Below are 25,466 nucleotides of genomic sequence, written 5' to 3'. Positions count from 1 at the left end.
CATGAATACGACATCGAATCCGCGCATCGCGGTGGTTATTCCGTGTTTTCGGGTGAGTGCCCAGATTCTGGGAGTCATCGAACGGATCGGTCCCGAGGTGGGCTGGATCCTTGTCGTCGATGACGCATGCCCTGAACACACGGGCGATGTTGTCGAGCAGCGTTGCTGTGATCCGCGGGTAACGGTTCTGCGCCACCCGCAGAATCTCGGTGTGGGCGGTGCCGTGATGACCGGTTACCTCGCTGCGCAAAGCTTGCCGGCTGAAGCCGTGGTGAAGCTTGATGGTGACGGGCAGATGGATCCTGCCCTGATTTCGAGGCTGGCCAATCCGTTGCTGCAAGGCCGAGCTGATTACGTCAAGGGCAATCGGTTTTATCGCGTGGCCGACGTGTCGGGCATGCCTACGGTGCGCCTGTTGGGCAATGGCGTGCTCTCATTTCTGACCAAGCTTTCATCCGGCTACTGGCAGCTTTTTGATCCCACCAACGGATTCACGGCGATTCATCGCTCCTTGCTGACCGAATTGAATTTCGAGCGCATCGCCAAGCGGTATTTCTTCGAATCGGACCTGCTTTATCATCTGAACCAGTTGCGCGCAGTAGTGGCCGAAATGCCAATGAGTGCCTCCTATGCCGACGAGCCGTCGAGTCTGCGGCCAATGCGGATGGTCGTGCCTTTCCTTCGCGGGAACATCCGGAATTTCTGTCGCAGATTGATATACAGCTATTTCCTGCGGGGGTTTTCCGCGGCCTCGATGGAACTTCTCATCGGTTTCCCGCTCCTTCTGTTTGGCCTTGTGTTCGGTGCCTGGCACTGGTGGGGTTCGGTAGTCAGGCACGCACCTGCAACAGCGGGTACAGTCATGCTGGCCGCGCTGCCGATCATCCTCGGAACCCAGTTTCTGCTGTCTTGGCTGAACTTCGATGTTGCCGCGGAACCCCGGTATCCGGTGCATCCCGCGCTCGATGATCGCCTCCGCGGAAAGTAGCAGTCTGGCATTGGTCACGAGAACGAAAGCAGTCAGCCCAGCAAGGCCCCGGATCTTCATGAGTCAGCCAAAACATATTCTCTGCATTGTCGGCACCCGTCCCGAGGGCATCAAGATGGCGCCGCTGATCAAGGCATTGAAGCGCGAGTCCTGGGCGCGTGTAACTGTTTTGGCTACGGCTCAACATCGCGGGCTGCTAGACCAGGTGCTGTCTCTGTTCGATATCAGGCCCGATGTGGATCTGGACATCATGCGCGCCAACCAGGCATTGCCCGAGTTGACTGCGCGGCTGATCACGGCGCTGGATGAAAAGTTTGTCGAGCTGTCACCGGATGTGGTGCTGGCGCAGGGCGATACCACCACGGTGATGACGGCGGCGCTGGTCGCGTTCTATCGCCGTATTCCGTTCGGGCATGTCGAAGCGGGCCTGCGCACGCATGATCTGGACAACCCGTTCCCGGAGGAGATGAACCGACTGGTCGCGGGCCACCTGGCCAGATGGCATTTCGTGCCGACCGAACGCTCGCGCCAGAACCTGTTGCGAGAAGGTATCGCCGATGCGGCAATTCATGTCACCGGCAACACGGTGATTGATGCCTTGCTCGAGGTGGCGGCCACCGACTGGCCGCTGGATATTCCGCTGGATCCGGATCGTCGGCTGATACTGGTAACGGCGCATCGGCGCGAGAATTTCGGTGAGCCGTTTCGTGCAGTGTGCCGGGCCATCCGTACGCTGGTCGATCGCCATCCCGATGTCGAAGTGCTCTATCCGGTGCACCCCAATCCCAACATCAGTGCCGTAGCGCATGAGCTGCTGGATGGGCATCCGCGTATCCGCTTGTGCAGTCCGCTGGACTACGCGCCGTTCGTGGAGGCGCAGAAACGCGCTTGCCTGATCCTTACCGATTCCGGTGGCGTGCAGGAGGAAGCACCGGCGCTCGGCAAGCCCGTGCTGGTGATGCGTTCGGAAACGGAGCGGCCGGAAGCGGTGGATGAGGGTGTCGTGCGTCTGGTCGGCACTGACGAGGAGCGCATTGTCGAGGAAGCTTCGCGTCTGCTGGACGATCCCAGGGCCTATCGCCAGATGGCGCGTGGTATCTCGCCCTATGGCGACGGCAAGGCTTCGCAACGCATCGTTGATGTCTTGCGTGCGGCGCTCTGTCAGGATGCATCATCCGTGATGGGTGAGTCGTGAGTCCGTGGTACCTGTGCGGGTGAACTTGCCTACGCGACAAGGTCGGTGGCGACGTGCATGGTCACGTGCCCGGCGCATGCTGAATTTCTCCGTGGACACCGCGCGGCTTGTCGCCTCCCGGTTGCGAGCCCGACAGCACGACCAGGTCGCTGTTGCGTCGGCAAGGATGCCTGCGTACGGCGTAGAGGCCGCAGGATCGTTTGGGGCCGGACGTCAGGCCGATGCAACGCACCCGGCGTTCCGTTTCGAGGATGTTCCACAGGTCAGTATCGTGGTACCCGTCTACAACCATCTGGAACAAACCAGGCATTGTCTGCATGCGCTGGCGCAAGTCGGTACTTCATATACGTTCGAGGTGATTGTCGTCGACGATGGTTCGACCGATGGTTCTGCAGAATGGTTGGCGGACTGTCCGCAAGTGCGGATTCAGCGCATGGCGGAGAACGGCGGATTCGTCAGCGCCTGCAATGCCGGTGCTCGCATTGCGCGTGGTCGGTATCTGGTGTTTCTGAACAACGACACTGAAGTAACGACGGGCTGGCTCGATGCCTTGATTGGCACTTTTGAGCAGTACCCTGGTTGCGGGTTGGTGGGCGCCAAGCTGATCTATCCGGATGGCAGCTTGCAGGAGGCCGGAGGCATCGTGTTCGCCGATGGCAACGCCTGCAACTACGGTCGTGGCGGCAGCCCGCAGGATCCCCGCTACAATTTCGTGCGTGAGGTGGACTATTGCTCTGGCGCGTGCATTGCGCTGCCGACTGAGCTGTTCCGCACAGTCGGGGGGTTCGACCTTCGCTATGCACCGGCCTACTACGAAGATACCGATCTAGCCTTCTCGGTGCGTGCAGCGGGTTATTCGGTGATCTATCAGCCGCGCGCCGAAGTAGTGCATTTCGAGGGCAAGACAGCCGGTACGGATACTTCCACTGGGATCAAAAAGTTTCAGCGGATCAATCGTGAAAAATTTGTAGTCAAGCAGCACCATGCATTGGTGAACCAACCTCTGTCACAGGATTTCGCGCTGTCGCCGGCGCGCTGTGCCACTCATCGCCGCGGTCAGCGCGTGCTGGTGGTCGACGCGGATTATCCGCGCGTGAACCATGATTCTGGCTCGCTGCGCATGTTCAACATGTTGGTGTTGCTGCGGGAACTTGGTTGTCATGTGCAGTTCTGGGCGACAGCTGCAGCGGACCGCGATGACGATGCACGCATGCTCGAACAGCATGGCATCGAGCTCATCGTGGCGCCCTCGCGTGCGCAAGCCCTGAGCTGGTGGTATGCCTACGGAACCAGCCTCGATCTGATCGTGCTGTCTCGTTTGCCAGTAGCACTGAGTGCCTTGCGGCTGACACGCCGGTACGCGGCACAGGCTGCAGTGATTTTCGATACTGTCGATCTGCATTTTCTGCGAATCGCGCGCGGTGCCGCCATGCACGGCAACAGCGCCGAAGCCGCCTGGGCCGAGGAGCTTCGCCGGAGCGAACTTGAGCTTATACGCCAGGCTGATCTGACCCTTGTGGTAAGCGAGTATGAGCGCACTCTGTTACGCGAGCTGGTTCCAGCGGCCGAAGTGCAGGTTCTTTCCAATGTCCATCCAGTGCATGGTCGGCAGTCACCTTTTGCCGCACGGGAAGGCATGCTGTTCCTGGGCAATTTCGAACATGAACCGAATGTTGATGCGGTTCGCTGGCTGGTCGAGGAGATCATGCCGCGACTACGGGCACGGTTGGCTGGAGTGAGCCTGCACATTGTCGGCTACGCGGGAACCGAGGCGTTGGCCGGTTTTGCCAGCGGGGATGTGCTTGTCCATGGGTTTGTCGCCGATCTTGAGCCGGTGCTGCGCAGCGTGAAACTGGCTCTGGCGCCATTGCGCTACGGCGCCGGTGTAAAGGGCAAGATCAATATGGCGATGAGCCATGGTGTGCCGGTGGTGACTACATCGATCGGTGCGGAAGGCATGGCCCTGGCCAATCGGCGGGATGCGATGATTGCCGACGACAGCGATGCGTTCGTGGATGCCATTGCCGAGCTGTACATCAACGAGCAGCTTTGGCTGACGCTCTCGGACCATGGCCTTGAAAACGTCCGCCTGCATTTTTCGGTGGAAGCGGCGCGCGTGACACTGGAGCGCATTCTGGCCGCGAAGTCGGTGCTGCATGCACTGCCCATGACGCACTGCTGAGCGGGTTACCGCCTGCGCTTTCGCTCTGCCTGTTGCGGAAATCAGGGCAATCTGCAACTTGACCGCATCGTCGCGATGTCATACCAATGCAACCTTGACGCAACCGTGTTGTCACAGCGGGGTTGCGCCGTTTCCGAGCCGTGCATGCTCGATGGGCCAATGGGTGTTGATGGCGCTCCGCTTCATGAGATGCGTGGGTGGCTACCGTCAAAAAGCGAACCCTTTGCCCTGCGACCGGGGGAGGGTAGTACACCGAAGGGGCTGAGCAGATGATATCGGGGCAACAGATCAGCAGCGCCATGCGCGCCATATTCAGCGGCAGCAGCGCATGGGCGACCTGTGCGCGTCTTTTGATCATAGCCCTGCTCAGCATCGTGATGGTGGTGCGGCTGGATTCGTCCTTGACCATGGCGCTTCAGCCTGGGCTGGTCTGGCGCAATGCATTGCCCATCGCGCTGTTCATTCTGTTGATATATGGCCTGTGCGGCCGTCTTCTGCTTTCCCTCGGGTTGGGGAGCGGAATCACTTGGCTGGTGTTCAACGTGAACGCAGTCAAGGAATTGAACATGAATGCGCCTTTGCTGCCAGGCGATCTGGTGCTGGTGCATCAGGTCCTGCACAACATGGGCTTTTTTGCGCATTACACGGGATATCGCCTCGTTCTGCTATCGCTGGCAGCACTATTGTTTGCCATGCTCATGGGCACCATCTGGTGGGCCGAAAAGCGCTGGCAACGCCCGCGAGCAACCAGTCGTGCGGTGTGGATACTGTTGTCGTCAGCGGCGCTTTTCACCATGTATCAAGGTGATGGCTTTTGGCCGAAAGTCTACGGCGATGAAGCGCTTGCCGGATTCCAGCAGTGGGATCCCATTCTGAGCGTGCAGCAGACCGGCTTCATGGCCGGGATGGTACGGACGTCGCAGGAATCGCGAATCAGCATCCCGCAAGCCGACAAGCAACTCGTTGCTCACTTCGCACAGAGCCATGCAGGCGATCTGGATATGCGCAGGATGCGGAAACTCCCCCTGGAGCTTCCCGATATCGTAGTTGTGCAGAGCGAGGCTTTCTTCGATCCTGGCCCGTTGAAGAATATCGACTATGGCCAATACGTGCCTAATTTCGAACGCCTGGCAGCTACCGGGATCAGCGGCAGTCTGACGACTCCCACCTATGGCGGCGGCACGATCCGTACAGAATTCGAAACGCTTACAGGCTATCCGATGCAGGCATTTCCTTCGATCCAGTATCCGTATTACGGACTGGCCAGTGGGTGGATGCCAACAGTGCCGCGCAGGCTGGAAGCGTTCGGCTACTCGACGACACTGTTTCATCCATTTCGCGCCGGCTTCTGGAATCGCGCGGAAGTCATGCCTGAACTCGGGTTCCAGCGGACTTATTACGAGAAGAATTTTTCGGGCGCAGCGCACGCAGGTGAATTCGTGTCGGACCACGCGCTCTTCGATTTCGTACTTGCGCATTTTGACGAAGGCAACAGCGGTGCGCAGTATGCGATGGTGATCACCATGGAGAATCACGGGCCCTGGGATTACGACGCTGGTTCGCTAACCGAAGTACTGAATGGCCACCCGTTGCCATCCGGTCTGTCGGCGGCGGGCACGAAGGAGATGACGTATTACCTCTCCCATCTGGTCAATGGTGATGCGGCTCTGGGTGATTTTGCGCAACGTCTGCTTGCGCGTCCCCGATGGACGATCCTGCTGTTCTATGGCGATCATCTGCCAGCACTCGACGCAGCCTTCAAAGACCTGGGCTTCGATGACGGGAGGTCCGAAGGCGAAGAGCATACCCGCTACATGTTGCTCAGCAATCGGCCACTCGACCCGCAGAACCCGCGCCAGCTAGACCTCAGTTCCTACCAGTTGCCGGAGTTGCTGTTCGATACGGTGGGGTTACCCGAAGACGGTTATCTTGCGCTTGCATCCACCATCCGGCAGGACTGGGAACGGGATCATTTTCAGCACACCGAGCAATATCGGCAGCTGCAATTCAACGCTGCTTTATTGGAAGTAAGCTGCGGCCACAAGCTCAGCGCGACGGGCAAGTGCAAGCGGCAAGTGTTTTCTTCAGTCACTGCAGCCGGCAAGTGAGCGCAGCGGGCGACAGAATTTGCGCCTGAAGCCTGACATACGATCTTGAATCAACCCTGTATTCACTGGCGAGACTGTAAGGTTCCTTCACGAGATCGCAATGGAGCGGGTGGATGGTTACTTCGTTTGTGCTGGACGAGGATGGTACGAACCCTCTGGCCGAGTCCGCCGAGCCCAGGGTGTTCGCAGGAAAGCGACAGCTCAATACGCTTGCCGAAGGCATCAGTCGAAGCGGCCCTTGGCGATTCATGCGCCGAGCATTCGGGTTTCTGCGGCGAGTCATCCATGGCCCGCAGGGAGGCCCCAAGCCATCCTTGGATTTTGAGGCACCGGTAACGGATCGCTGGACAGAGTTCCAGCATATGCCCCAGCGCGAACGAGGTCTCGTCATGCGGGCTGGCGAACACTTCCAATTGCCGGTGGTCATTGCGCCGCATGAGCCGATTCTGTGGATACGCTGTGCCCGTGCCGTTCCACAAATCAGCGACGACGGGCTCGACGTGGAAATATGGTGCGGGCGTGATGGCAAGGAAATGCAGCTGCTGATGACTCAGCGACTGGACAATTCGCAGACAGGAGCCAGTCTGCGTGAGCTGACCATCGATCTGCCAGTGACGGTGGGGAGCCTGTTGCGAATCGAGATCCGGTGCGGTGCTGGCCCACAAGGCCGGGGTGACGACGACTTGTTGGGGCTGCTGGGCCTGGTGGTCTGCTCGCGTAACGAGTTTGATCTGTTGCGCGCACGTACGCATCATGCCTGGCGCCTGAAAAATGAGATAGCACATTTCAATCAGGTGTATTCCAACGATTTCTATCGCGACCGCCATAAGGATCGTCGGGTCAGTACCGTGGGAAGCAGTCCGCCGCGTGCGCTGCCGCCCCGCCCCGCAGATCATGCAGCCAAAACGGCGATGCGCGAAGCCCTGGCCGCACGTCTGCGTGAAGTGCAGCCAACTACGGGTGAAAACGCTTTTGCTTATGCCAACCGGATGCTCGCCATGGCGATTCCCGTACAGCCGCCGGACTTCCCCGGGCGCATGCGGGCCATGTCGGCGCGGAAGGCAGGTCGGCCACTGCGGATGCTCGCACTTTGCGCGGGTGAGGCAGCCATCGAAGGGGGTATTCTGGCAGCAGCCAATGTGCCGGTAGAGCTGTGCATCGTCGACGTCAATGCAAGCCTGCTCGACCAGGCGGTGATGCATATGCCTGCCGTGGTGACGGTGGATAGGGTACTGGGTGACGCCAACGACATTGGTCCGCAATTGGGACAGTTCGATGTCGTGAACATTACCTCGGGCCTGCACCATCTCGTCGAACTGGAACGCGTGCTGGCAGCTATCGCCGAGATACTGCTACCCGGTGGCGAATTCTGGTTGATTGGCGAACAGGTCGGACGCAACGGCAACCGGTTATGGCCCGAGGCTCTGGAGATCGCGAACAGCATTTTCTCCACATGGCCGGAAGACAAGCGCAATAACCACAATACGGGCAAGGTGGATGAGAGCGTCCCGGATGTCGACTTCTCCGCGGGATGCTTCGAGGGTATCCGCAGCCAGGACATCATCGACCAGCTTGACCGGCACTTCCTGCCGGTAAGCTGTTACTTGCGCAATGCATTCCTGTGGCGATTGGCAGACGTAGCCTATGCCGCCAACTTCAATCTTGACGATCAGGCCGACCGGGAGCTGCTCATGCAGGCAGCAGTGGAAGAAGCCATGCATTGGGCGCAGGGAGGGCGCAGCACGGAAATGCACGCTGTCTATCAAAGCAAATGGGCAGGACTGGCGGGACTTTTCAAGGAAAGCCACACATGAAGCGGATTGCGGTGATGACATGCCATGGGACGATGCAAGGCGGATCACTTGAAGTTCAAGCAGTCAGGCGCTGCGAATACCGATTGGGATGTCCTGCGAATTGAACCCCAACAAGAGTGGCCGCATTGACCACTCCTGTTGCCGTCAGCATGTGCAGAGGTTTGTTCAGCCCAGTGCCTGCTCCAGCTCCGGGATCAGCTTGAAAAGGTCGCCGACCAGACCGATGTCGGCAATCTCGAAGATCGGCGCCTCGCCGTCCTTGTTGATCGCCACGATGGTGCCGGCGTCCTTGATGCCGGTGAGGTGCTGGATCGCGCCGGAAATGCCGATCGCCATGTACAGCTCAGGGGCGATGATCTTGCCGGTCTGGCCGACTTGCATCTCGCTCGGCACATAACCGGCGTCGACCGCAGCTCGCGAAGCGCCGACGGCAGCGCCGATCCGGTCGGCGAACTTGTAGATGATCTCGAAGTTTTCCTTCGAGCCGACACCGCGACCACCGGAGACTACCTTGCCGGCGCTCTGCAGGTCCGGGCGATCGCTGCTGCCCTGCTTCAGTTCGACGAAGCGGGTGTGTGTGGGCAGCGTCACGTTATCGATGGCCAGTGCCTCGATGGGTGCGCTGCTGGCGGCATTGCCTGCGGCAGCCCATGAGGCGGAACGGATCGTGGCGACCACGGTGTGGTTCGCGTCGGCCTCGACCGTGATGATCGCGTTGCCGGCGTAGATCGGGCGCTTGAAGCTGTGCGCGGCTTCCACGCTCATCACGTCGCTGACCTGGGCCACGCCCAGCAGGGCGGCGACGCGCGGGGCGACGTCCTTGCCGAACGTGGTGGATGGCACGAATACGTGGCTGTAGCCAGCGGCGGCCTTGGCGATCTGCGGGGCCAGCACGGCGGCCAGTGCATGCACGTTCTCGGGCCTGGCGACGGTAAGCACCCGGCTCACACCGTCGATCTTTGCCGCCTCGGCGGCGATCGCATCAGGTGCATCGGACAGCACCAGTACGTCGATGGTGTCGGGCTTGACGGCCGCGGCGGCGCTCACGGCGCGTGCGGTGGAGGAATTGAGTTTGTCGCCCAGATGTTCGGCGATGACCAGAATCTTGCTCATACGAAGTCTCCCGTGCGGCTGCTTAGAGCAGACCCTTCTGCTTCAGCGCCGCGACCAGTTCGGCGGCATCCTTCACCATCACGCCCTTGCTGCGCTTGGCCGGCGCCGCGTAGTGCGTGGTCTTCAGATGATCGTGTGCCTCGACACCGAGCGAACCGAGTTCGATGCTGTCGATCGGCTTGGACTTCGCCTTCATGATGTCGGGCAGCTTGATGAAGCGCGGCTCGTTCAGGCGCAGATCGGTAGTGATCACCGCCGGCAATTCGGCCTCGATCACTTCCAGTCCGGCATCGACTTCGCGGGTCACCGTGGCCTTGCCGTCAGTGATCTCGACCTTGCTGGCGAAGGTGGCCTGTGGACGATCCCACAGCGCGGCCAGCATCTGGCCGGTCTGGTTGGCGTCGTCGTCGATAGCCTGCTTGCCCAGGACCACCAGCCCCGGCTGTTCCTTCTCGATCAGCTTGAGGAACACGCGCGCCGCGGTCAGTGGTTGTACCGCGTCGGCAGTGACGACGTGGATCGCGCGGTTGGCACCCATCGCCAGGCCATTGCGCAGGTGGGCGGTAAGATCGGCCGGACCGATGCCGACCACCACGACTTCCGTGGCCACACCTTTCTCGCGCAGGCGCAGTGCCTCTTCCAGTGCGATGTCATCGAACGGGTTGGCGGACAGCTTGACGCCATCGGTCACCACGCCGGTGCCGTCGGGCTTGACCTGGATACGCACGTTGTAATCCACCACGCGCTTGTAGCCGACCAGAATTTTCATCAACGATTCCTTCTACGGGCGCCTGTGGGGCGCATGCGGTAATGAAGCAGCGCACTATTCTAACCCGAGCCGGCATCATGGCTCGGGAGTGGCCTGTATTCATCGTGAGATCGCGCCATGGCGGGCCCGGGGCGATCATTTCAGTATGATGTGACGCCGTCTGGCATGAGAATTGAGGCGAATGGATTCGTGCCGTGTGCCGGAGGGCGATGGCCGGTAACGGCCGGCACGGTTCATATCGATGGCGTCACGTGACGGCCTGGCTATCCGCAGCAACGAGTGACCATGACGCAACCCCGCTTTTCCATCGTGATCTGCACTTACAACGGGGCCACCTACCTGCAGCCGCAGCTGGACAGCCTGCTGGCGCAGACCCGGCTACCCGACGAAATCGTGATCGGCGACGACGGCTCGACCGATGCCACTGCGGACATCCTGGAGCGGTTTGCCGAACGTGCGCGGCATGCCGGCATCGAGGTACAGCTGCGACGCAATCCGGCCAACCTTGGCTACGTCGGGAATTTTTCAGCGGGATTGCGGCAGGCTGGCGGTGACGTGCTGTTCCTGTGTGATCAGGATGATGTCTGGCGAACCGACAAGCTGGCCAGAATGGCCGAGCGCTTTCAGGCCGATCCATCCCTGTTGCTGCTGCACAGCGATGCGCGTCTGGTGGATGCGGATGGCGAGTCCCTAGGGTGTTCGCTGTTCGATGCCTTGCAGCTGACAGCGGAAGAAAAGCAGGCGATCCATGCGGATCGCGCTTTCGAGGTGGTGCTGCGGCGCAGCTTCGTGACGGGAGCCACTGCCGCATTGAGGCGTGAACTGGTCGAGCTGGCGTTGCCGGTAGCGCAGGACTGGATTCACGACGAATGGCTGACCGCGGTGGCGGCCGCGTCAGGCCGCGTCGATTTCATCGACGAGCCGTTGATCGACTACCGCCAGCACGATGCCAATCAGATTGGCATGCGCCGGCGCACGCTGGCGATGAAATGGCGTGACCTCCTGCTTCCGCGTGGCCAGCTGCTGTTCGATGAAGCAGGGCGGCTGCAACGGCTTGAGGAATTTCTTGCGCGAGCGGGATTCCATGAGGGCACCGAGCGTGCCGCGCAGATTCGGCACAAGCGATCCCACTTCGAGCGGCGTGTCGCGATCGGTCGATTGCCAAGGCTGCGGCGGCTGCTGCCGGTTCTGCATGAGGCGCGGGAGGGTTGTTATCGTTTATACGGAACCGGTGGTCGTTCCGTATTGCGGGATCTGCTGCGCCATGACTGAGTCATCCATGACCGACGTCTGCGCGGTGATCGTGAGCTATCACCCCGAACCCTCCGCGATCTCGAATCTGGTCGACAAGGCGGCAATGCAGGTCGGCGCCGTGGTGCTGGTCGACAATGCCAGCGTGGGCGACTGGCAGCCGGCATTGGCCGAGAGCCTGTCGCACCGGGGCGGGGCACTGCTGGTGCAGCCGCACAACCTCGGGCTGGCGGCTGCGCAGAACATCGGCATCGCCTGGGCGCGCTCGCACGGATATCGCCATGTGCTGCTGCTGGATCAGGACAGCGAACCGGGCGCCGGCATGGTGGCGTCACTGCTGCAGGTGCTGCAGGCATTGGCGACGAACCGGGTGGCCGCGGTGGGGCCGCGCTTCCATGACTTGCGCGAGGATCGCGACGCACCCTTCGTGCGCATCGGTTTTCCGCTGAATCGCAAGCTGTGGTGTGCAAGCGACATGCAGCACGTCGCCTGCGATTTCCTGATCAGCTCGGGAACGCTGATTCCGCTGGATGTGCTTGACCGGGTCGGCCCGATGGATGAGAGCCTGTTCATCGACAACGTGGACCTGGAATGGGGTTTTCGCGCACGCGCAAAAGGTTATGCCTTGTATGGCGTATGCGCGGCAACGATGCATCATCGGCTGGGCGATGCCCGTCGTGCGCTGCCTTTCGGCATCGGCCAGGTCGTGGTGCATGGGTCGCTGCGGCTTTACTACATGATGCGCAACCGCTTGCTGCTGTATCGGATGCCGCATACGCCGTGGGTCTGGGTTGCCCAGGACGTGCCGCGCGTGCTGGCCAAGCTGTTCCTGTTCGGCGTGCTGATCGGACCGCGGCTGCACAACCTGCGCTGCATGCTGCGCGGTTTGCATGATGGCTGGCGCGGGCAGCGGGGGGCGTGCCCGGCCGATTTGTCCGGGCACGATTGAGTTCGTGCCCGACGCCGTGACTTACAGGTTCTGGTAATTCGGTCCCGAGCCGCCTTCCGGCGTTACCCAGTTGATGATCTGGTAGGGGTCCTTGATATCGCAGGTCTTGCAGTGCACGCAGTTGGCGGCATTGACCTGCAGGCGCTTGCCGGCTTCGTCCTGCACGATTTCGTAGACATTCGCCGGACAGAAACGGGTGCAGGGATTGCCGTATTCCTCGGCGCACTTGGTCACGCAGACCGAGGTATCGGCGACGTGCAGGTGGATCGGCTGGTCCTCGTCGTGCTCGGTGGCGGCGAAGTAGACGCCGGCGAGGCGATCGCGGGGAGCCAGCGTGCGTTGCACGTAGTCGCGCTTCGGCTCTTCCTGCGCACCAAGCTTGTGCAGCGAGGACCAGTCGGCCTTGTTCTTCAGTGTCCACGGTGAGATGCCGCCGGTCACCGTTTCCCATGCCGCATTCAACATGCCGAACCACAGGCCCTTCTTGAAGCCGGGCTTGATATTTCGGACTTTCTTCAGCTCCGCCATCACCTCGGAGCCACGCAGCTTGGCGTCGAAACCGGCGGGCTGCAGTTCGTTCGCAACCAGGTGTTCGGCGGCGAGCATGCCGCTCCTGATCGCCTGGTGGGTGCCCTTGATCTTGGGCACGTTGAGCAGGCCGGCGGTGTCGCCGATCAGCAGTGCGCCAGGCATCTCGGTCTTCGGCAGCGACTGGTAGCCGCCGGTGACGATGGCGCGCGCACCGGCCGAGAGGATGGTGCCGCCATCCAGCAGTGATTTCATCATTGGGTGGTTCTTCCACTGCTGGAAGGCCTCCCACGGCTGATAGTTCGGGTCGCTGTAGTCGAGTCCACTGACGTAGCCGAGCGCGATCCGGTCCTGGTCCAGGTGATACAAAAAACTGCCGCCGTAGGTATGGTTGTCCGCCGGCCAGCCGAAGCTGTGCACGATCTTGCCCGGCGTGATGCGCCCGGCCGGTAGCTGCCACAGCTCCTTGATGCCGATCGAGTAACCCTGCGGGTCGCTGGCCTGATCCAGCTCGAAGCGCTTGATCAGCTGCTTGGTCAGGCTGCCGCGCGCGCCTTCGGCCAGCACCGTGACCTTGGCCTTGATGTCGATGCCTTCGGTATAGCCGGGCTTGTGCGAACCGTCCTTCGCCACGCCCATGTCGCCGATGCGCACACCGGCGACCGAGCCGTCCTCGTCATGGATGGTGTCGGCGGCGGCGAAACCGGGGAACACGTCCACGCCCAGCGCCTCGGCCTGCGGTGCCAGCCAAGCGCACATCGCGCCCAGCGAGACGATGAAATTGCCGTGGTTATGCATGCCCGGCGGTACCGGCAGCTTGCGACCGCCGGTCTTGCTGAGCAGCCAGAACTCGTCCTCGCCAGCCGGCACGCAAATGGGAGGTGGCCGGTCGCGCCAGCCTGGCAGCAAGGCGTCCAGCGGCTGCGGCTCGATCACCGCGCCGGAGAGGATCTGCGCACCGATGGTCGAGGCCTTCTCGATCACGCATACGGTTACTTCAGGCTTCAACTGCTTGAGGCGGATCGCGAACGACAGCCCGGCCGGCCCGGCGCCGACGACGACAACGTCGTATTCCATTGTTTCGCGTTCGCTCATGGCGGACTCCAGCATGTGGTACGGGCAGGCACAGGCAACAGGCAGGTGCCGTGCGTTAGGGTATGGATCAGGCGGACATTGTCCGGTTTCGCGTGCCGTGCGGCAACGCGTGCTGCGCTACCGCTTGCAATAGTTTCACCCGAGGCGGTGATAATCGCCGGAACTTGCAAGGAGCTTCCATGAATTCGATGCCGCCGATCGCCGATCTCGACCTGCGTCGGGCTTCTCTATGCCAGTTGCTGCACTGGCTGGCGGTGGGGCGTGTGCAACCACAGGCGCTGGCCGACGTCTACCAGCAGGCGATCGAGCGGCTCAATCCCGAACTCAATGCGTATGTCGACCAGCACTCGGGCCTGTTGCAGGAACAGGCTCATATGGCCGATCGGCGCCGTCGTGACGGCGTGATCGGACGGCTCGACGGCATCCCGCTGGCCTTGAAGGACAATTTCGACATGGCCGGCTGGCCGACCCGTGCCGGTTTGCCGGGGCGCAGCAAGCCGGCGCGCGATGACGCGCATGTAGTGGCGCGATTGCGGGCGTCCGGCGCAGTGCTGGTCGGCAAGACCAACATGGACGAGGGCGCACTCGGGGTGACAACCAACAATCCGCACTTTGGCGCAACCCATAATCCGCATCGACACGGCTACACGGCCGGTGGCTCCTCCGGTGGTGCCGCCGCCGCAGTGGCGGCAGGTCTGGCCGTGGCGGCGGCGGGATCGGACAGTCTGGGTTCCATCCGCATACCCGCCAGCTACTGCGGCGTCTATGCACTGAAGCCGACGCATGGCGAGATCTCCGCGCGTGGCCTGGTGCCGGCAGCACGGCGTCTTGATGCGGTCGGTTTGCTGGCGCGCAGTGCGGATGACCTCACCGTGCTGCTGCAGGTGCTGGCCGGCTACGATGCCGATGATGCGCGATCACGCCGGCGCCGGGTCGCGTTTGCGTTGCCTGATTGGGAACCAGGCAACCTGCGCACGGGCCTGTTGCCGGATCTGGCAGCGGTTGGCGTGCAGCCGGATGTGATCGAGGTGTTCGAGACTGCCCTGGCCAAGTTGTCGCACGCACTGGGTGATCGGCGCACGGTGGATTTCGCAGACTGGGACTTTGCACGCACCCGCCGTGCTGGCCTGTTGCTGATGGAGGCCGAGATGCTCGGCACCTTCGCAGGCGATCTGGCCAATACCGAGCATCCGGTATCTGCGGGCTTCCGCGGCATGCTCGGTTATGCGGCGGCCAAGAGCGCGGCTGACTATGCCGTGGCGGATCGCGTACTCGATGCCGCTACCTTGAAGATGCGCCGGCTATTTGCCCAGGTCGACGTACTGGTGTTGCCGACCACGCCGCAGGGTGCATTTCCGCTGGATGGGCCGGTGCCCGATTCGCAGGCCGACCTGACCAGCTTTGCCAGTCTGGCCGGCTGTCCGGCCGTCAGCCTGCCGATGGGCATCCTGCCCAATGGGTTGCCGATCGGTCTGCAACTGGTCGGTGCACGTGGCTCCGACTTGCGTCTGCTCGAGCTGGCGTCGGTGTGTGCGGCAACGCTGGATGTCGAGCCGAGGTATCCGGTGATTGCCTGATTGGCGGCAACTAGCCTCGCTGCTGCGGCATTGCTTGGATTGCCTCGGGTCGGCAGCGATAATGCATGTCTTTCCCCGCCAGGCGACCCCGCGATGACCGAGAAGACCGTACTCAACGCCACCCATCGTGCACTTGGCGCGCGCATGGTGGATTTTGGCGGCTGGGACATGCCGATCAACTACGGCTCGCAGATCGAGGAGCATCATGCGGTGCGCCGCGATGCGGGCATGTTCGATGTCTCGCACATGACGGTGATCGACTTGCACGGTCCCCGCACGCGGGAGTTCCTGCGCCACCTGCTGGCCAACAGCGTCGACAAGCTGAAAGTCACCGGCAAGGCGCTGTACTCGTGCATGCTCAACGAGCAGGGTGGCGTGATCGACGACTTGATCGTCTATTTTTTCGACGAGGCGCATTTCCGGTTGGTGGTGAATGCATCCACGCGCGTGAAGGACCTGGCGTGGATCGAACAGCAGGCGCAGGCGTTCGGCGTGGAGGTAAAGGAGCGTCCGGACTTTGCGATGATCGCAGTGCAGGGGCCGGGCGCCCGCGCGAAGGTGCTCGGCCTGTTGCATGAAGTCGATCGCGCGCGCATCGAGAAGCTGGGCAAGTTCGCCGCCGCCGCCGCCCAGGGGCCGCATGGCATGCCGCTGTTTGTCGCGCGCACCGGTTATACCGGAGAGGATGGTTTCGAGATCATCGTGCCGGACGAACATGCTGTCGCCTTGTGGGAGGCGCTCGCTGCCAGTGGCGTCGCACCGGCTGGCCTCGGTGCGCGCGACACGCTGCGGCTGGAAGCCGGCATGAATCTTTATGGACAGGACATGGACGAGACGGTATCGCCATGGGAGGCGAACCTGGGCTGGACGATTGCGCTGGATGAGGGCCGGGCGTTCATCGGTCGTCCCGCACTGGAGCAGCAGAAGGCGGCCGGCGTGCCACGCGTGATGGTCGGGCTGGTGCTGGACGACAAGGGCGTGCTGCGTCACGGCCAGAAGGTTCTCACCGCCAGCGGTGAGGGTGAGATCCTGTCCGGCAGTTTTGCGCCGACCCTGAACAAGGCGGTGGCGTTTGCGCGCATTCCAGCGGGCACGGCGGGCGACGTGCGTGTCGACATTCGCGGCCGCGAAGTGCCGGTGCGGCTGGTCAAGTATCCGTTCGTACGCGACGGCAAGCCCTGCGAAGGGATTTGAACGAGTTGCTGCGTTGTCATCCATGACACGTTTTTCCCCACGGTGGATGTGGCTAGAATCGCCGCTTGCACCCTCAACTGAACACAACGACTGGACCCGATCATGAGCGAGATTCCTGGCGATCTGAAATTCCTCAAGTCCCACGAGTGGGCCCGCGCCGAAGACGATGGCCTGGTTCGCGTGGGTATTTCCGACCATGCACAAGGCCAGCTCGGAGACCTGGTGTATGTCGAGCTGCCTGAAATCGGTTCGGCCGTGAAGGCGGGTACCGGCGCTGCCGTGGTGGAGTCGGTGAAGGCTGCCTCGGATATTTACGCGCCGATATCCGGCGAGGTGGTCGAGGTCAACGAACTGCTCAACGACAAGCCGGAAACCATCAATGAAGATGCCTACGGTGCAGGTTGGATCTTCCTGGTACGCCCGAGCGATCGCGCCGAACTCGATGAGCTGCTCGATGCGAACGAATATGAAGAACTGGTAGAGAACGACGATCACTGACGTCGGTGATGGTTGTGTGACGTTACCGGCCGCCCAGTGCGGCCGGTAACGTTTCCGGGGGATGCATTCAAGGCACGTGATCCAAGTGCGCGCAACGTAGTCCTGCCGCAGGATCGATGCGAATCGATACGCGCGATGGCAAATTTTCATCATGCCTTCTGCACGCAGCGAGCTTGGTGCGGACGTGCAATGCGCGCAGTGTCAGAGTGTCCTCGCGACGGAATATCTGTTTCGGTTGCCTGATCGGCAGAAGCCTTCCGACTGTTCGTTGATGCTCCGAGTTGAGTGCGTCGACCCCTGTGGGCGACGTTTTGTGCCGATGTCGGGAAGCATGAGCGACTGGCCCCAGTCGTGTTCCGTTCATCTGAAAAGTACGGCGCAAACCGACTGGAAATGAGTCGACGATATGCGACCGGCATTGAGTGAAATTTTTCATCTGGAAATAACATGAATCTCTTGAAAGCCTTGGTGCGCAAGGGTTTCGAGGTTTTTTATGCTTTTTCGTGAATATTTGTATGGCCGTATGGACGTCCATATTAATATGCGTCGAATCTGTCAAAAGCCTTGTCGCGACAGGGTTCCTGCCGGATCGGTGGCGGTGGAGCGGTTTGATTTCATGACTAAAATCAATTGACAGCTGAAATCTTCAGGGATAGCTTTCGCAACAGATCACGGGGAACGCGCTTTATGGCGACAACGAAATTCATCAAGCCGTATATCGAGCACGGTGAAAAAGCCAATGCAGTACGCAAGATCACTGTCTCGATTCCGCTGCATGTTTTGCGGCGGCTTTCCGATTTGCGCACCCACCGTCAAGTGAACAATCTTCGGCACGCTACCAACAGCGACTTGTTGGTTGAAGCGTTCCTGCACGCTTTTACTGGGCAACCACTGCCAACTGATGAGGAGCTGAGACGAACCATGGCCACTGCCAAGAAATCCGCTGCAAAGAAACCGGCCGCCAAGAAGGCCGCCAAGAAAGCCACCGTGAAGAAGGTTGCCGCCAAGAAGCCGGCAGCCAAGAAAGCCGCCGTGAAGAAGGTTGCCGCCAAGAAGCCGGCCGCCAAGAAAGCTGCTGCCAAGAAGCCGGCGGCCGCCAAGAAAGTTGCTGTGAAGAAGGTTGCCGCCAAGAAGCCGGCTGCCAAGAAAGCTGCTGCCAAGAAAGCTGCGCCGGCCAAGGTGGTGAAGGCCACCAAGACCGCCAAGAAGTAAGCAACACGCAATACGCGACACGTAATACCCAACAAGAAACGTAATCGACTTCTCTCCCCGCGGTGCCCAGCGCGGGGAGAGCACTTCGAGAAGCCTTCGTCCCGGCCTGGCCGGGACGCTTCGTTTCCGGGGTCACAGAATCCCGCCGGCCCTGCAACAGGCCACCGCGCCAGCCGTCACTTAATGCCTGGCTTTATCCTTTTTCATGCCGCCCTGGCGTCTGGAGCAAATTTTCGCCGCGTGCCGTGAAATCACGCACGATTTGCCGTGTTGGGCTAATGGGGTTACCTTTTGCACATCCGCGCCGCGGTGAGTCCGGGGACTCGTCGCTCCTGGATCGACAGGGGGAAAAAGCGCGGGTATCTGTCGACACTCAGCGAGAGACCATGGATACCCGATACATACTTGATACGCGCCGGCATGCGCGAGGTGCCATAAGGCCCCTGGTCATTGCCATTGTTGCCATCGTCGGGCTGCTTGTCGTAGCTGCCTGGTTCCTAATCATCAAGCCACATCAGGAACTGATGATGGCGGATTCGGGCGGTCATCCGTCCACACCGGTGTCCGCTGCGACGCGAGCAGCGCCACCACCGCCGGTGAATGTGGCGGCGATGGACGTCAATCAGCTGCTGACCGAGGCGCGCACCGCCATGAATCAGCAGCGTTACCTGGCGCCGACCGGAAACAACGCTTTCGAGTTCTACCTGCGGGTGCTGGTGAAGGATCCCGGCAACAAGGTGGCTTCGGATGCCCTGCGCGAGACGTTCCCGTTCGCAGCCAACTCGGCCGAGCAGTCGATCAACTCGCGTGACTTCAATGAGGCACAGCGTCAGATCGATCTGCTGGCCAAGGCTGATCCGACCAATTTCACCCTGACCATCCTGCGCTCCAAGCTGGATGCCCAGCGCAAGACGCTGGACAAGGAGCAGCAGCAAACGCTGGATCAGCAAAAGACGCAGCAGCTGGCAGCGCAGAAGGCGGCAGCGGACAAGTTGGCCGCGGATCAGCTGGCCGAGCAGCAGAAGGCTCAGTTGGCTACGCAACAGAAAGAGAAGCCGGTGCGCACTGCACAGCAGGCTGCGCAATCAGCGGCAGGTTCCACGCCGGCAGCTGCAGGTGCGACAGCCGAAGCCGGTGCCAATGCCGGTGGCGAGACCAGTGACGCGGCTCTGGTGAAAGGTGTTGCACCGGACTATCCCGCGTCAGCGCTGCGTTCGCATCAGAGTGGTTGGGTCGTGGTGTCGTTCTCGATCGGGCCAGATGGGCACACGGGTGACATCCACGTGGTCGATGCACAGCCCAAGCACGTGTTTGATCGTGCCGCCATGGATGCGGTACGCCGCTATGTTTTCAAGCCTGCGATGAAGAGTGGTGTGGCGGTCTCCACGACGCAGCAGCAGAAGATCGAGTTCAACCTCTGATTTTCACGGTATGGACGGAGACGGCGCATGCATGCATGCGCCGTTTCTATTTGGGAAATTGCGCGCGCCGCATCGTGTCCGGTTGATGCTGTGTTGGACAGGCTCAGTTCTGGCGATGCGTCGCGCGGTGTTTCTTCTTGGGGGAGGTCTTGCGCAGGGGAGGGGTGCTTTCGATACCCGCCCAGTCCACGTGCGGCAATCCGAGCAAACTGTCGAACACCATTGGCATCAGCCCGCTCGGCGTCGGACCGGTCGAGTTCCACAAGGTGACCACGCCTGCATGGTATTTCGGAAAGAAGCCGATCATGGTGCGATAGCCGGCTACCGCGCCAGCATGAAAGATCAGGGTCTCGCCGGCGTACTGATAGACGCGCCAGCCCAGCGCATAGTGCGCCGAAGTCAGCCTAGCGCTGCGCCACGGCGTGGCGTGCAGCTCGGTCGGGGTGGCGACTCCGGGCGCGTGCAGCTCGTCAAGCAGCGATGTGGGCAGCACGTCCTGGCGGCCGCCCATTTGTGCGATCAGCCATTTTTCCATGTCATGCAGGCTGGCGTTGACACCAGCCGCGGGTGCTACGCGGTAATAGGTTTCGCTTGGCTCGAACGGTACCCAGCCATGCCCGGTGGCTCGATGCGGACGCGCCCAGCTCTGGCTGGATTCCAGCGCGGCGCGGCCATAGCTCGCTGTAGTCATGCCCAGCGGGTAGAAGATGCGCTTGTCGACCAGGTGATAGAAGAAATCGCCAGTACGTGCGAGCACGACGTCGCCGATCATCCCGAACGCGACGTTCTGGTAGCCATAGCATTGGCCAACGGCGCAGACAAGGTCGACTTCGTCAAGTTTGCGCACCAGCTCTTCGTAGGGAATGTCGTCCTCGAGCATGTTGTCGTAGGTGTTGTGCGGCAAGCCAAGGCGCTGCCCCAGGATGTCGCTCACGGTGGCTTCCGAAGCGGCTTGCATGTCCTTGAGCTTGAAATACGGCAGGACGTCGACCAGCTTGGTGTCCCAGCTCAGTTTGCCATCGTCCACCAGCAGGCCGGTGATCGCGGTGGCGAAAGCCTTGGACAGCGAGGCGAGCCGGAACACGGTATCCGCTGTCACAGGTTGCTGGGTGGCGGCATCGGCGTAACCGAGCGTGTGCTCGAACACCACTTTGTCGTTGACCACCACAGCCGTGGCCAGCCCGGCAACGGCATTGCGTTCGGCTAGCTGATCCAGCCAATGCTGATAATCAGCCAAGGTGCTCTGGATACGCTCTGGCGGTAGCGTCTGCGCGGTGACGACAACCCTGTAGACCGGAACCGGTGCCGCAGTGCCCGCGCAGACTGGCAGACAGGTCAGTCCGAACACACCAGCGATCACTGGAAAGAGCTTGCGAAACGGCATGGTATTCTGGCGTGGTTCCGGCGTGGGGATGCGCCGCAGGGTGGAGAATGTACCGATGGGTCTGATCATTGTTCTGATTGTTGTTGTTCTGATTGTCTTGTACTTCGTGTCGATCTACAACGGACTGGTCACTTCGCGGAATGGCTACAAAAATGCCTTTGCGCAGATCGATGTGCAGCTGACCCGCCGGCATGACCTGATTCCCAACCTGGTGGAGACCGCCAAGGGCTACCTTGCGCACGAACGAGGTACCCTCGAAGAAGTCATACAGGCCCGCAACGCGGCAGTCAGCGGCCTGGCTGGTGCCAAGGCCAACCCTGGCGATCCGGGTGCCATGCAACAGCTCGCCGGCAGCGAAAATGCTTTGACCCAGAGTCTGGGACGCTTGTTCGCGCTCAGCGAGGCTTATCCGGATCTGAAGGCCAATCAGACCATGATGCAGCTCTCCGAGGAACTGACCTCGACCGAGAACCGGGTCGCGTTTGCGCGGCAGGCCTATAACGACTCCGTGCTGACCTACAACAACAGTCGCGAAGTGTTTCCGGCGTCGTTCGTGGCGAACAGCTATGGCTTCGCCGCCGCCGAGCCGTTGAAGGTCGAGGATCCGGCCATACGCGACGTGCCGAAGGTTTCCTTCAGCTGATCACTTGCGCCATCGCGATGTAGATTGCGCGATCTCCAGGGGGAGATTCGATGGATTTTTTTGCCCAACAGGCGCATGTGCGCCGCAGCACCCGGTTTCTTGTGGTGCTGTTCGTGCTGGCGGTGCTCTTCATCGTCGCGGCGACTGATGTGCTCGTGGTGATGATGTGGCTCATCTGGGGTCATCATCATCGTTTGAGTCCGTCGGTCTGGGTCATCAGCAGCATCGTGGTCGTGGGCTTCATTGCGCTGTGCTCGATGTACCGCATCCGCAGCCTTTCCGATGGAGGCAAGTCGGTAGCCGAAAGCGTCGGCGCCGTACCGGTATCTCCGGATACCAGTGATCCGCAGCTGCGCCAGTTGCGCAACGTGATCGAGGAAGTGGCGATCGCTTCGGGCTTGCCAGTGCCGGATATCTACCTGATGCAAGACGAGCGTGGCATCAATGCATTCGCTGCCGGATACTCACCATCCGACGCAGCGATATGCGTGACCCAGGGCTGCATCGACCAGCTCAGTCGTGACGAGTTGCAGGGGGTGATCGCACACGAGTTCAGTCACGTGTTGAATGGCGACATGCGGCTGAACATCCGTCTGATGGGGTTGTTGTTCGGCATCATGGTGCTGGCGATCATCGGCCGTCAGATGATGTGGGTCGGTGGTGGTCGCAGTGGCCGCCTGAGCGGCGACGACGGCAGGCAGGGGTTGATCGCACTGGCACTGCTCGGGATCGGTTACACCGGCTACTTCTTCGGCCGGCTAATCCAGGCAGGCGTAGCGCGTTCGCGGGAATCGCTGGCCGATGCTTCGGCGGTGCAGTTCACCCGTCAGACCGCAGGCATCGCCGGTGCGCTGAAAAAAATCGCGGTCCTCGACGATGGCTCCGCACTGCAGGTGGGTAACCGGCACGAAGTGGCGCACATGTTGTTCGGCGAGGCTGATGACACGTACGACCCGTGGTATGCCACCCATCCGCCACTGCGAGAGCGGATCCGGGTATTGGAGCCCGGTTTCCAGAATGAGGAGCTGGTGCGGCTGGCAGAGTCCATGAGAAGCGCGCCGGCAGCTCGCGATGCCGTGAGCTCAGAGACCACGGCGGCGGCCATACCGGCTGCCGCAGGGGCTGCTCTGCTGCAGCCTACCAGCGCGATCGGCACGCCGGTCGCATCGTTGCAGCCAGGTCAGGTCGGTACGGGGAGCTTCGAGCATGCGGCGGCCTTGCAGCAGAGCATTCCGACCACGCTGACCAGCGCAGCGCAGCAACCGGAGTCCGCCTTGTCGCTGGTACTGGCGTTGGCCTTGTCGGCGCATGATGATCTGCAGGCGCAACAACGGCGAACGATTGCCAATGCGTTTGGCGATGACCTGCAATATGCCGTGACTGCTCTCGCCAGCCAGGTGGAGGCGCTGTCTCCCGTCGTGCGCATGCCGCTGGTCGCACTTTCCTTTCCGGCACTCAAGCAGCTGCCGGATGGGCGCCAACAGACTCTGTTGAGCACACTCGAAGCGCTGGTCGGCATGGACAGCAAGGTCGATCTGGACGAGTACTGCCTGGCCCGCCTGCTGCGCGTGCAGTTGCTGGAGGCGATGCGGCCACGTCGGGCACCGGTGGATGGCCTGAAGAAGCTGCCCGCATGCCGCGACAGCGTCATGCTGGTCTGCGCGGTGGTTGCCGCCTACGGCAGCGCTGATGATGCCGCCGCAAGGCGTGCATGGCTGCTGGCGATGGATCAGGCCTTTCCGGGTGTGGCGCCCACCTGGCAAACACCATCGCTGGATTGGCAGCAGCCATTCGAGCGGGCGCTGGATGATCTCGACGGCCTGATGCCTGCCGCGAAAGAGATCGTGATACTGAGCCTGCTCAGCGCAATCCGGGCCGATGGCGTGATCAGCGCGGCAGAAACCGAGTTGCTGCGGGTGATCTGCGCCAGCCTGCACTGCCCGCTGCCGCCGCAGTCCGGCGCGTAGAAACGCAGGTCAAGTCGCGTCGAAGATCAGGCGCTCACGCGCTCGGCCAGCATGATCGCCGGTGTATTGAGTTGCAGGTGAGCAGATTCGGAGTCACTTCGCCGGCCTTGAGATGCACGCGGAGCCGGTTGGACGGAACACAGCCGGTTGAACCGTCACGGACGATCACGTACTGACGGCTACTCGCGCGATTCCCGGCTTCGCTGGGTGAACCACAGGAGCATGCTAGTCTTTCCGCGCCCCACGCCGGATGTGCCCGTGAGTTTGCCCCGCCAGACTGTAGTGGAACAAGCTACCGCGCCGATGCTGTCCGCGCTGGCGTTCTTTTTCGTGATGACTTCGTACTACATCGTGCGGCCGGTCAGGGATCAGCTGAGTGGCGCCGTCGGTTCGCAGTCGCTGCCGTTGTTCTACGGCGCGGTCTTCGCGGTCATGCTGCTGTTGACGCCGGTGTTCGGCATGCTGGTGGCACGGTTTCCGCGCAAACGCCTACTCGGCTGGAGTTACAGCTTTTTCATCCTGTGCCTGCTCGCCTTCGTGCCGGCGTTTGTGGAACAGGATCGTATCGGCGCGCGCGAGCTGGGTGTCGCGTTCTTTGTCTGGGTCAGCGTGTTCAACCTGTTCGTGGTGTCGCTGTTCTGGAGCTTCATGGCCGACATCTTCAATAGCGGTCAGGCGCGGCGGGTGTTTTCACTGATCGCCTTGGGTGGCATGGCCGGAGCGATCTTCGGCCCGCTCGTGACCAAGCTGCTGGTACAGCTGATCGGTGTGGCGCCGCTGCTGGTAGTGTCGGCCTTGGCGTTGACGCTGGCGTTGGTGCTGCTGTTGCGACTTTCCGCGAGGCACGATCGGCAGGCGGGTGGTCGTGGTGACGAGGCGATTGGCGGTTCGCTGTGGGCGGGCATCAGGGAGCTGTGGTCGCGGCCGTTCCTGCGCTACATGGCTTTGCTGATGTTGTTCGGCGACGGCATCGGCACGCTGGCCTATGCGCTGGTGGCCGACTACGCCAAGGCGCATTTCATCAGCACGGTCGCGCGAACTTCGTTCTACAACGACCTGGATCTCGCTACCAACCTGCTCGGTGCGGCGCTGCAGCTGAGCGTGACGCCGTGGTTGCTGGTGCGTCGTGGCGCCGGCTGGGGACTGGTCCTGCCATCGCTGGTGAATCTGGCCTTGCTGGCCGGGGTGGCGCTGATCGGTGGTGGCAACATCCAGTTCTTCGGTTATAGCGTACCGCTGCTGCTGGCGGTGATGCTGGTGATCACGCGCGGCTTCGCCTACGGCATGACCAAGCCCGCGGTGGATGCGCTGTATGCGCGGGTGCCGCGCGAGACGCGTTACAAGGGCAAGAATTTCGTCGAGACCGCGGTGTGGCGGTTTGGCGACGTGGTGGTCACCAGCGCCGTCAGTGGTTTGCGCATGCTGGGTTGGGGTGTCGGCGGGCTGGCCTTGCTGGGCGCCGGTGTCGCAGCGCTGGCAGCTGTGGTGGCCCGGCGCGCCGGCTGGTCGCCTGATCTGGCACCGGACGAGCATGCGCGAGCAGTAACCGACAAAGCGTCGCCAGCCTGACCCTCTCCT

19 protein-coding genes are annotated in these 25,466 nt (G+C 61.6%); 15 read left to right on the top strand and 4 right to left on the bottom strand.

Annotation, left to right across the window (positions count from 1 at the left end; genetic code table 11):
* Position 1 precedes the first annotated feature (1 nt).
* From B0E51_RS16255 to B0E51_RS16235, 5 genes are all read left to right on the top strand, one after another.
* The gene (locus B0E51_RS16255) at positions 2–988 is read left to right on the top strand and encodes a glycosyltransferase family 2 protein (protein WP_077445926.1); all 987 of its coding nucleotides are present in this window, start codon (positions 2–4) and stop codon (positions 986–988) included.
* Between the two features lie 58 nt (positions 989–1,046).
* On the top strand, positions 1,047–2,183 hold the full coding sequence (gene wecB, locus B0E51_RS16250) for a UDP-N-acetylglucosamine 2-epimerase (non-hydrolyzing) (RefSeq protein WP_077445925.1): 1,137 nt from the start codon (positions 1,047–1,049) through the stop codon (positions 2,181–2,183).
* 76 nt (positions 2,184–2,259) lie between these two features.
* Complete coding sequence (locus B0E51_RS16245) at positions 2,260–4,365, top strand: glycosyltransferase (RefSeq protein WP_077445924.1); 2,106 nt, start codon at positions 2,260–2,262, stop codon at positions 4,363–4,365.
* Between the two features lie 299 nt (positions 4,366–4,664).
* Positions 4,665–6,473, top strand: coding sequence for an LTA synthase family protein (locus B0E51_RS16240; RefSeq protein ID WP_168172662.1), 1,809 nt, complete (start codon positions 4,665–4,667; stop codon positions 6,471–6,473).
* Positions 6,474–6,586: 113 nt separating this feature from the next.
* Positions 6,587–8,287, top strand: a complete 1,701-nt coding sequence (locus B0E51_RS16235) for a methyltransferase domain-containing protein (RefSeq protein ID WP_077445922.1) — start codon at positions 6,587–6,589, stop codon at positions 8,285–8,287.
* A 165-nt stretch (positions 8,288–8,452) separates the two neighbouring features.
* Here B0E51_RS16235 and B0E51_RS16230 read toward each other — a convergent pair whose 3' ends face one another.
* Both B0E51_RS16230 and B0E51_RS16225 read right to left on the bottom strand, forming a co-directional pair.
* Positions 8,453–9,400, bottom strand: a complete 948-nt coding sequence (locus tag B0E51_RS16230) for an FAD-binding protein (RefSeq protein WP_077445921.1) — start codon at positions 9,398–9,400, stop codon at positions 8,453–8,455.
* A gap of 22 nt (positions 9,401–9,422) precedes the next feature.
* Entirely contained in the window at positions 9,423–10,169 is a 747-nt protein-coding gene (locus tag B0E51_RS16225) for an electron transfer flavoprotein subunit beta/FixA family protein (RefSeq protein WP_077445919.1), read from the bottom strand.
* A 285-nt stretch (positions 10,170–10,454) separates the two neighbouring features.
* On the opposite strand from B0E51_RS16225, the gene B0E51_RS16220 reads away from it, so the two are divergent.
* Both B0E51_RS16220 and B0E51_RS16215 read left to right on the top strand, forming a co-directional pair.
* Positions 10,455–11,441: a glycosyltransferase family 2 protein gene (locus B0E51_RS16220; protein ID WP_077445917.1), complete on the top strand. Its 987-nt coding sequence runs from the start codon at positions 10,455–10,457 to the stop codon at positions 11,439–11,441.
* Positions 11,434–12,369 carry a glycosyltransferase family 2 protein gene (locus B0E51_RS16215; RefSeq protein ID WP_077445916.1) on the top strand — a complete coding sequence of 312 codons (936 nt, stop codon included), beginning with the start codon at positions 11,434–11,436 and terminating at the stop codon, positions 12,367–12,369. The genes B0E51_RS16220 and B0E51_RS16215 overlap by 8 nt, the downstream gene beginning before the upstream one ends.
* A 21-nt stretch (positions 12,370–12,390) precedes the next feature.
* On the opposite strand, the gene B0E51_RS16210 is transcribed toward B0E51_RS16215, so the two are convergent.
* Positions 12,391–13,992, bottom strand: a complete 1,602-nt coding sequence (locus B0E51_RS16210) for an electron transfer flavoprotein-ubiquinone oxidoreductase (protein ID WP_077446073.1) — start codon at positions 13,990–13,992, stop codon at positions 12,391–12,393.
* A gap of 179 nt (positions 13,993–14,171) precedes the next feature.
* On the opposite strand from B0E51_RS16210, the gene B0E51_RS16205 reads away from it, so the two are divergent.
* The 5 genes from B0E51_RS16205 to B0E51_RS16185 all read left to right on the top strand — a co-directional run bounded on the left by B0E51_RS16205 (position 14,172) and on the right by B0E51_RS16185 (position 19,894).
* Complete coding sequence (locus B0E51_RS16205; protein ID WP_077445915.1) at positions 14,172–15,569, top strand: amidase; 1,398 nt, start codon at positions 14,172–14,174, stop codon at positions 15,567–15,569.
* A gap of 93 nt (positions 15,570–15,662) precedes the next feature.
* Positions 15,663–16,763 (top strand): glycine cleavage system aminomethyltransferase GcvT, encoded by a 1,101-nt coding sequence (gene gcvT / locus B0E51_RS16200; protein WP_077445914.1) that lies wholly within the window; start codon positions 15,663–15,665, stop codon positions 16,761–16,763.
* Between the two features lie 102 nt (positions 16,764–16,865).
* Positions 16,866–17,261 (top strand): glycine cleavage system protein GcvH, encoded by a 396-nt coding sequence (gene gcvH, locus B0E51_RS16195; protein WP_077445913.1) that lies wholly within the window; start codon positions 16,866–16,868, stop codon positions 17,259–17,261.
* Positions 17,262–17,891: 630 nt separating this feature from the next.
* Complete coding sequence (gene metJ / locus B0E51_RS19895; RefSeq protein WP_343124672.1) at positions 17,892–18,473, top strand: met regulon transcriptional regulator MetJ; 582 nt, start codon at positions 17,892–17,894, stop codon at positions 18,471–18,473.
* 386 nt (positions 18,474–18,859) lie between these two features.
* Positions 18,860–19,894, top strand: a complete 1,035-nt coding sequence (locus tag B0E51_RS16185) for an energy transducer TonB (RefSeq protein WP_077445911.1) — start codon at positions 18,860–18,862, stop codon at positions 19,892–19,894.
* A 103-nt stretch (positions 19,895–19,997) separates the two neighbouring features.
* Here B0E51_RS16185 and B0E51_RS16180 read toward each other — a convergent pair whose 3' ends face one another.
* Positions 19,998–21,278 carry a serine hydrolase domain-containing protein gene (locus tag B0E51_RS16180; protein WP_077445910.1) on the bottom strand — a complete coding sequence of 427 codons (1,281 nt, stop codon included), beginning with the start codon at positions 21,276–21,278 and terminating at the stop codon, positions 19,998–20,000.
* A gap of 55 nt (positions 21,279–21,333) precedes the next feature.
* On the opposite strand from B0E51_RS16180, the gene B0E51_RS16175 reads away from it, so the two are divergent.
* The 3 genes from B0E51_RS16175 to B0E51_RS16165 all read left to right on the top strand — a co-directional run bounded on the left by B0E51_RS16175 (position 21,334) and on the right by B0E51_RS16165 (position 25,457).
* Positions 21,334–21,921 (top strand): LemA family protein, encoded by a 588-nt coding sequence (locus B0E51_RS16175; RefSeq protein WP_077446072.1) that lies wholly within the window; start codon positions 21,334–21,336, stop codon positions 21,919–21,921.
* A 50-nt stretch (positions 21,922–21,971) separates the two neighbouring features.
* Positions 21,972–23,888: a M48 family metallopeptidase gene (locus B0E51_RS16170; RefSeq protein ID WP_077445909.1), complete on the top strand. Its 1,917-nt coding sequence runs from the start codon at positions 21,972–21,974 to the stop codon at positions 23,886–23,888.
* A 303-nt stretch (positions 23,889–24,191) separates the two neighbouring features.
* Complete coding sequence (locus tag B0E51_RS16165; protein WP_077445908.1) at positions 24,192–25,457, top strand: MFS transporter; 1,266 nt, start codon at positions 24,192–24,194, stop codon at positions 25,455–25,457.
* Positions 25,458–25,466 lie beyond the last annotated feature (9 nt).

The organism is Rhodanobacter sp. C05 (assembly GCF_002001165.1).
Classification (GTDB): Bacteria; Pseudomonadota; Gammaproteobacteria; order Xanthomonadales; family Rhodanobacteraceae; genus Rhodanobacter.
Note: the sequence above shows the minus strand (reverse complement) of the source record. Positions and strands in the feature narration are given on the sequence as shown.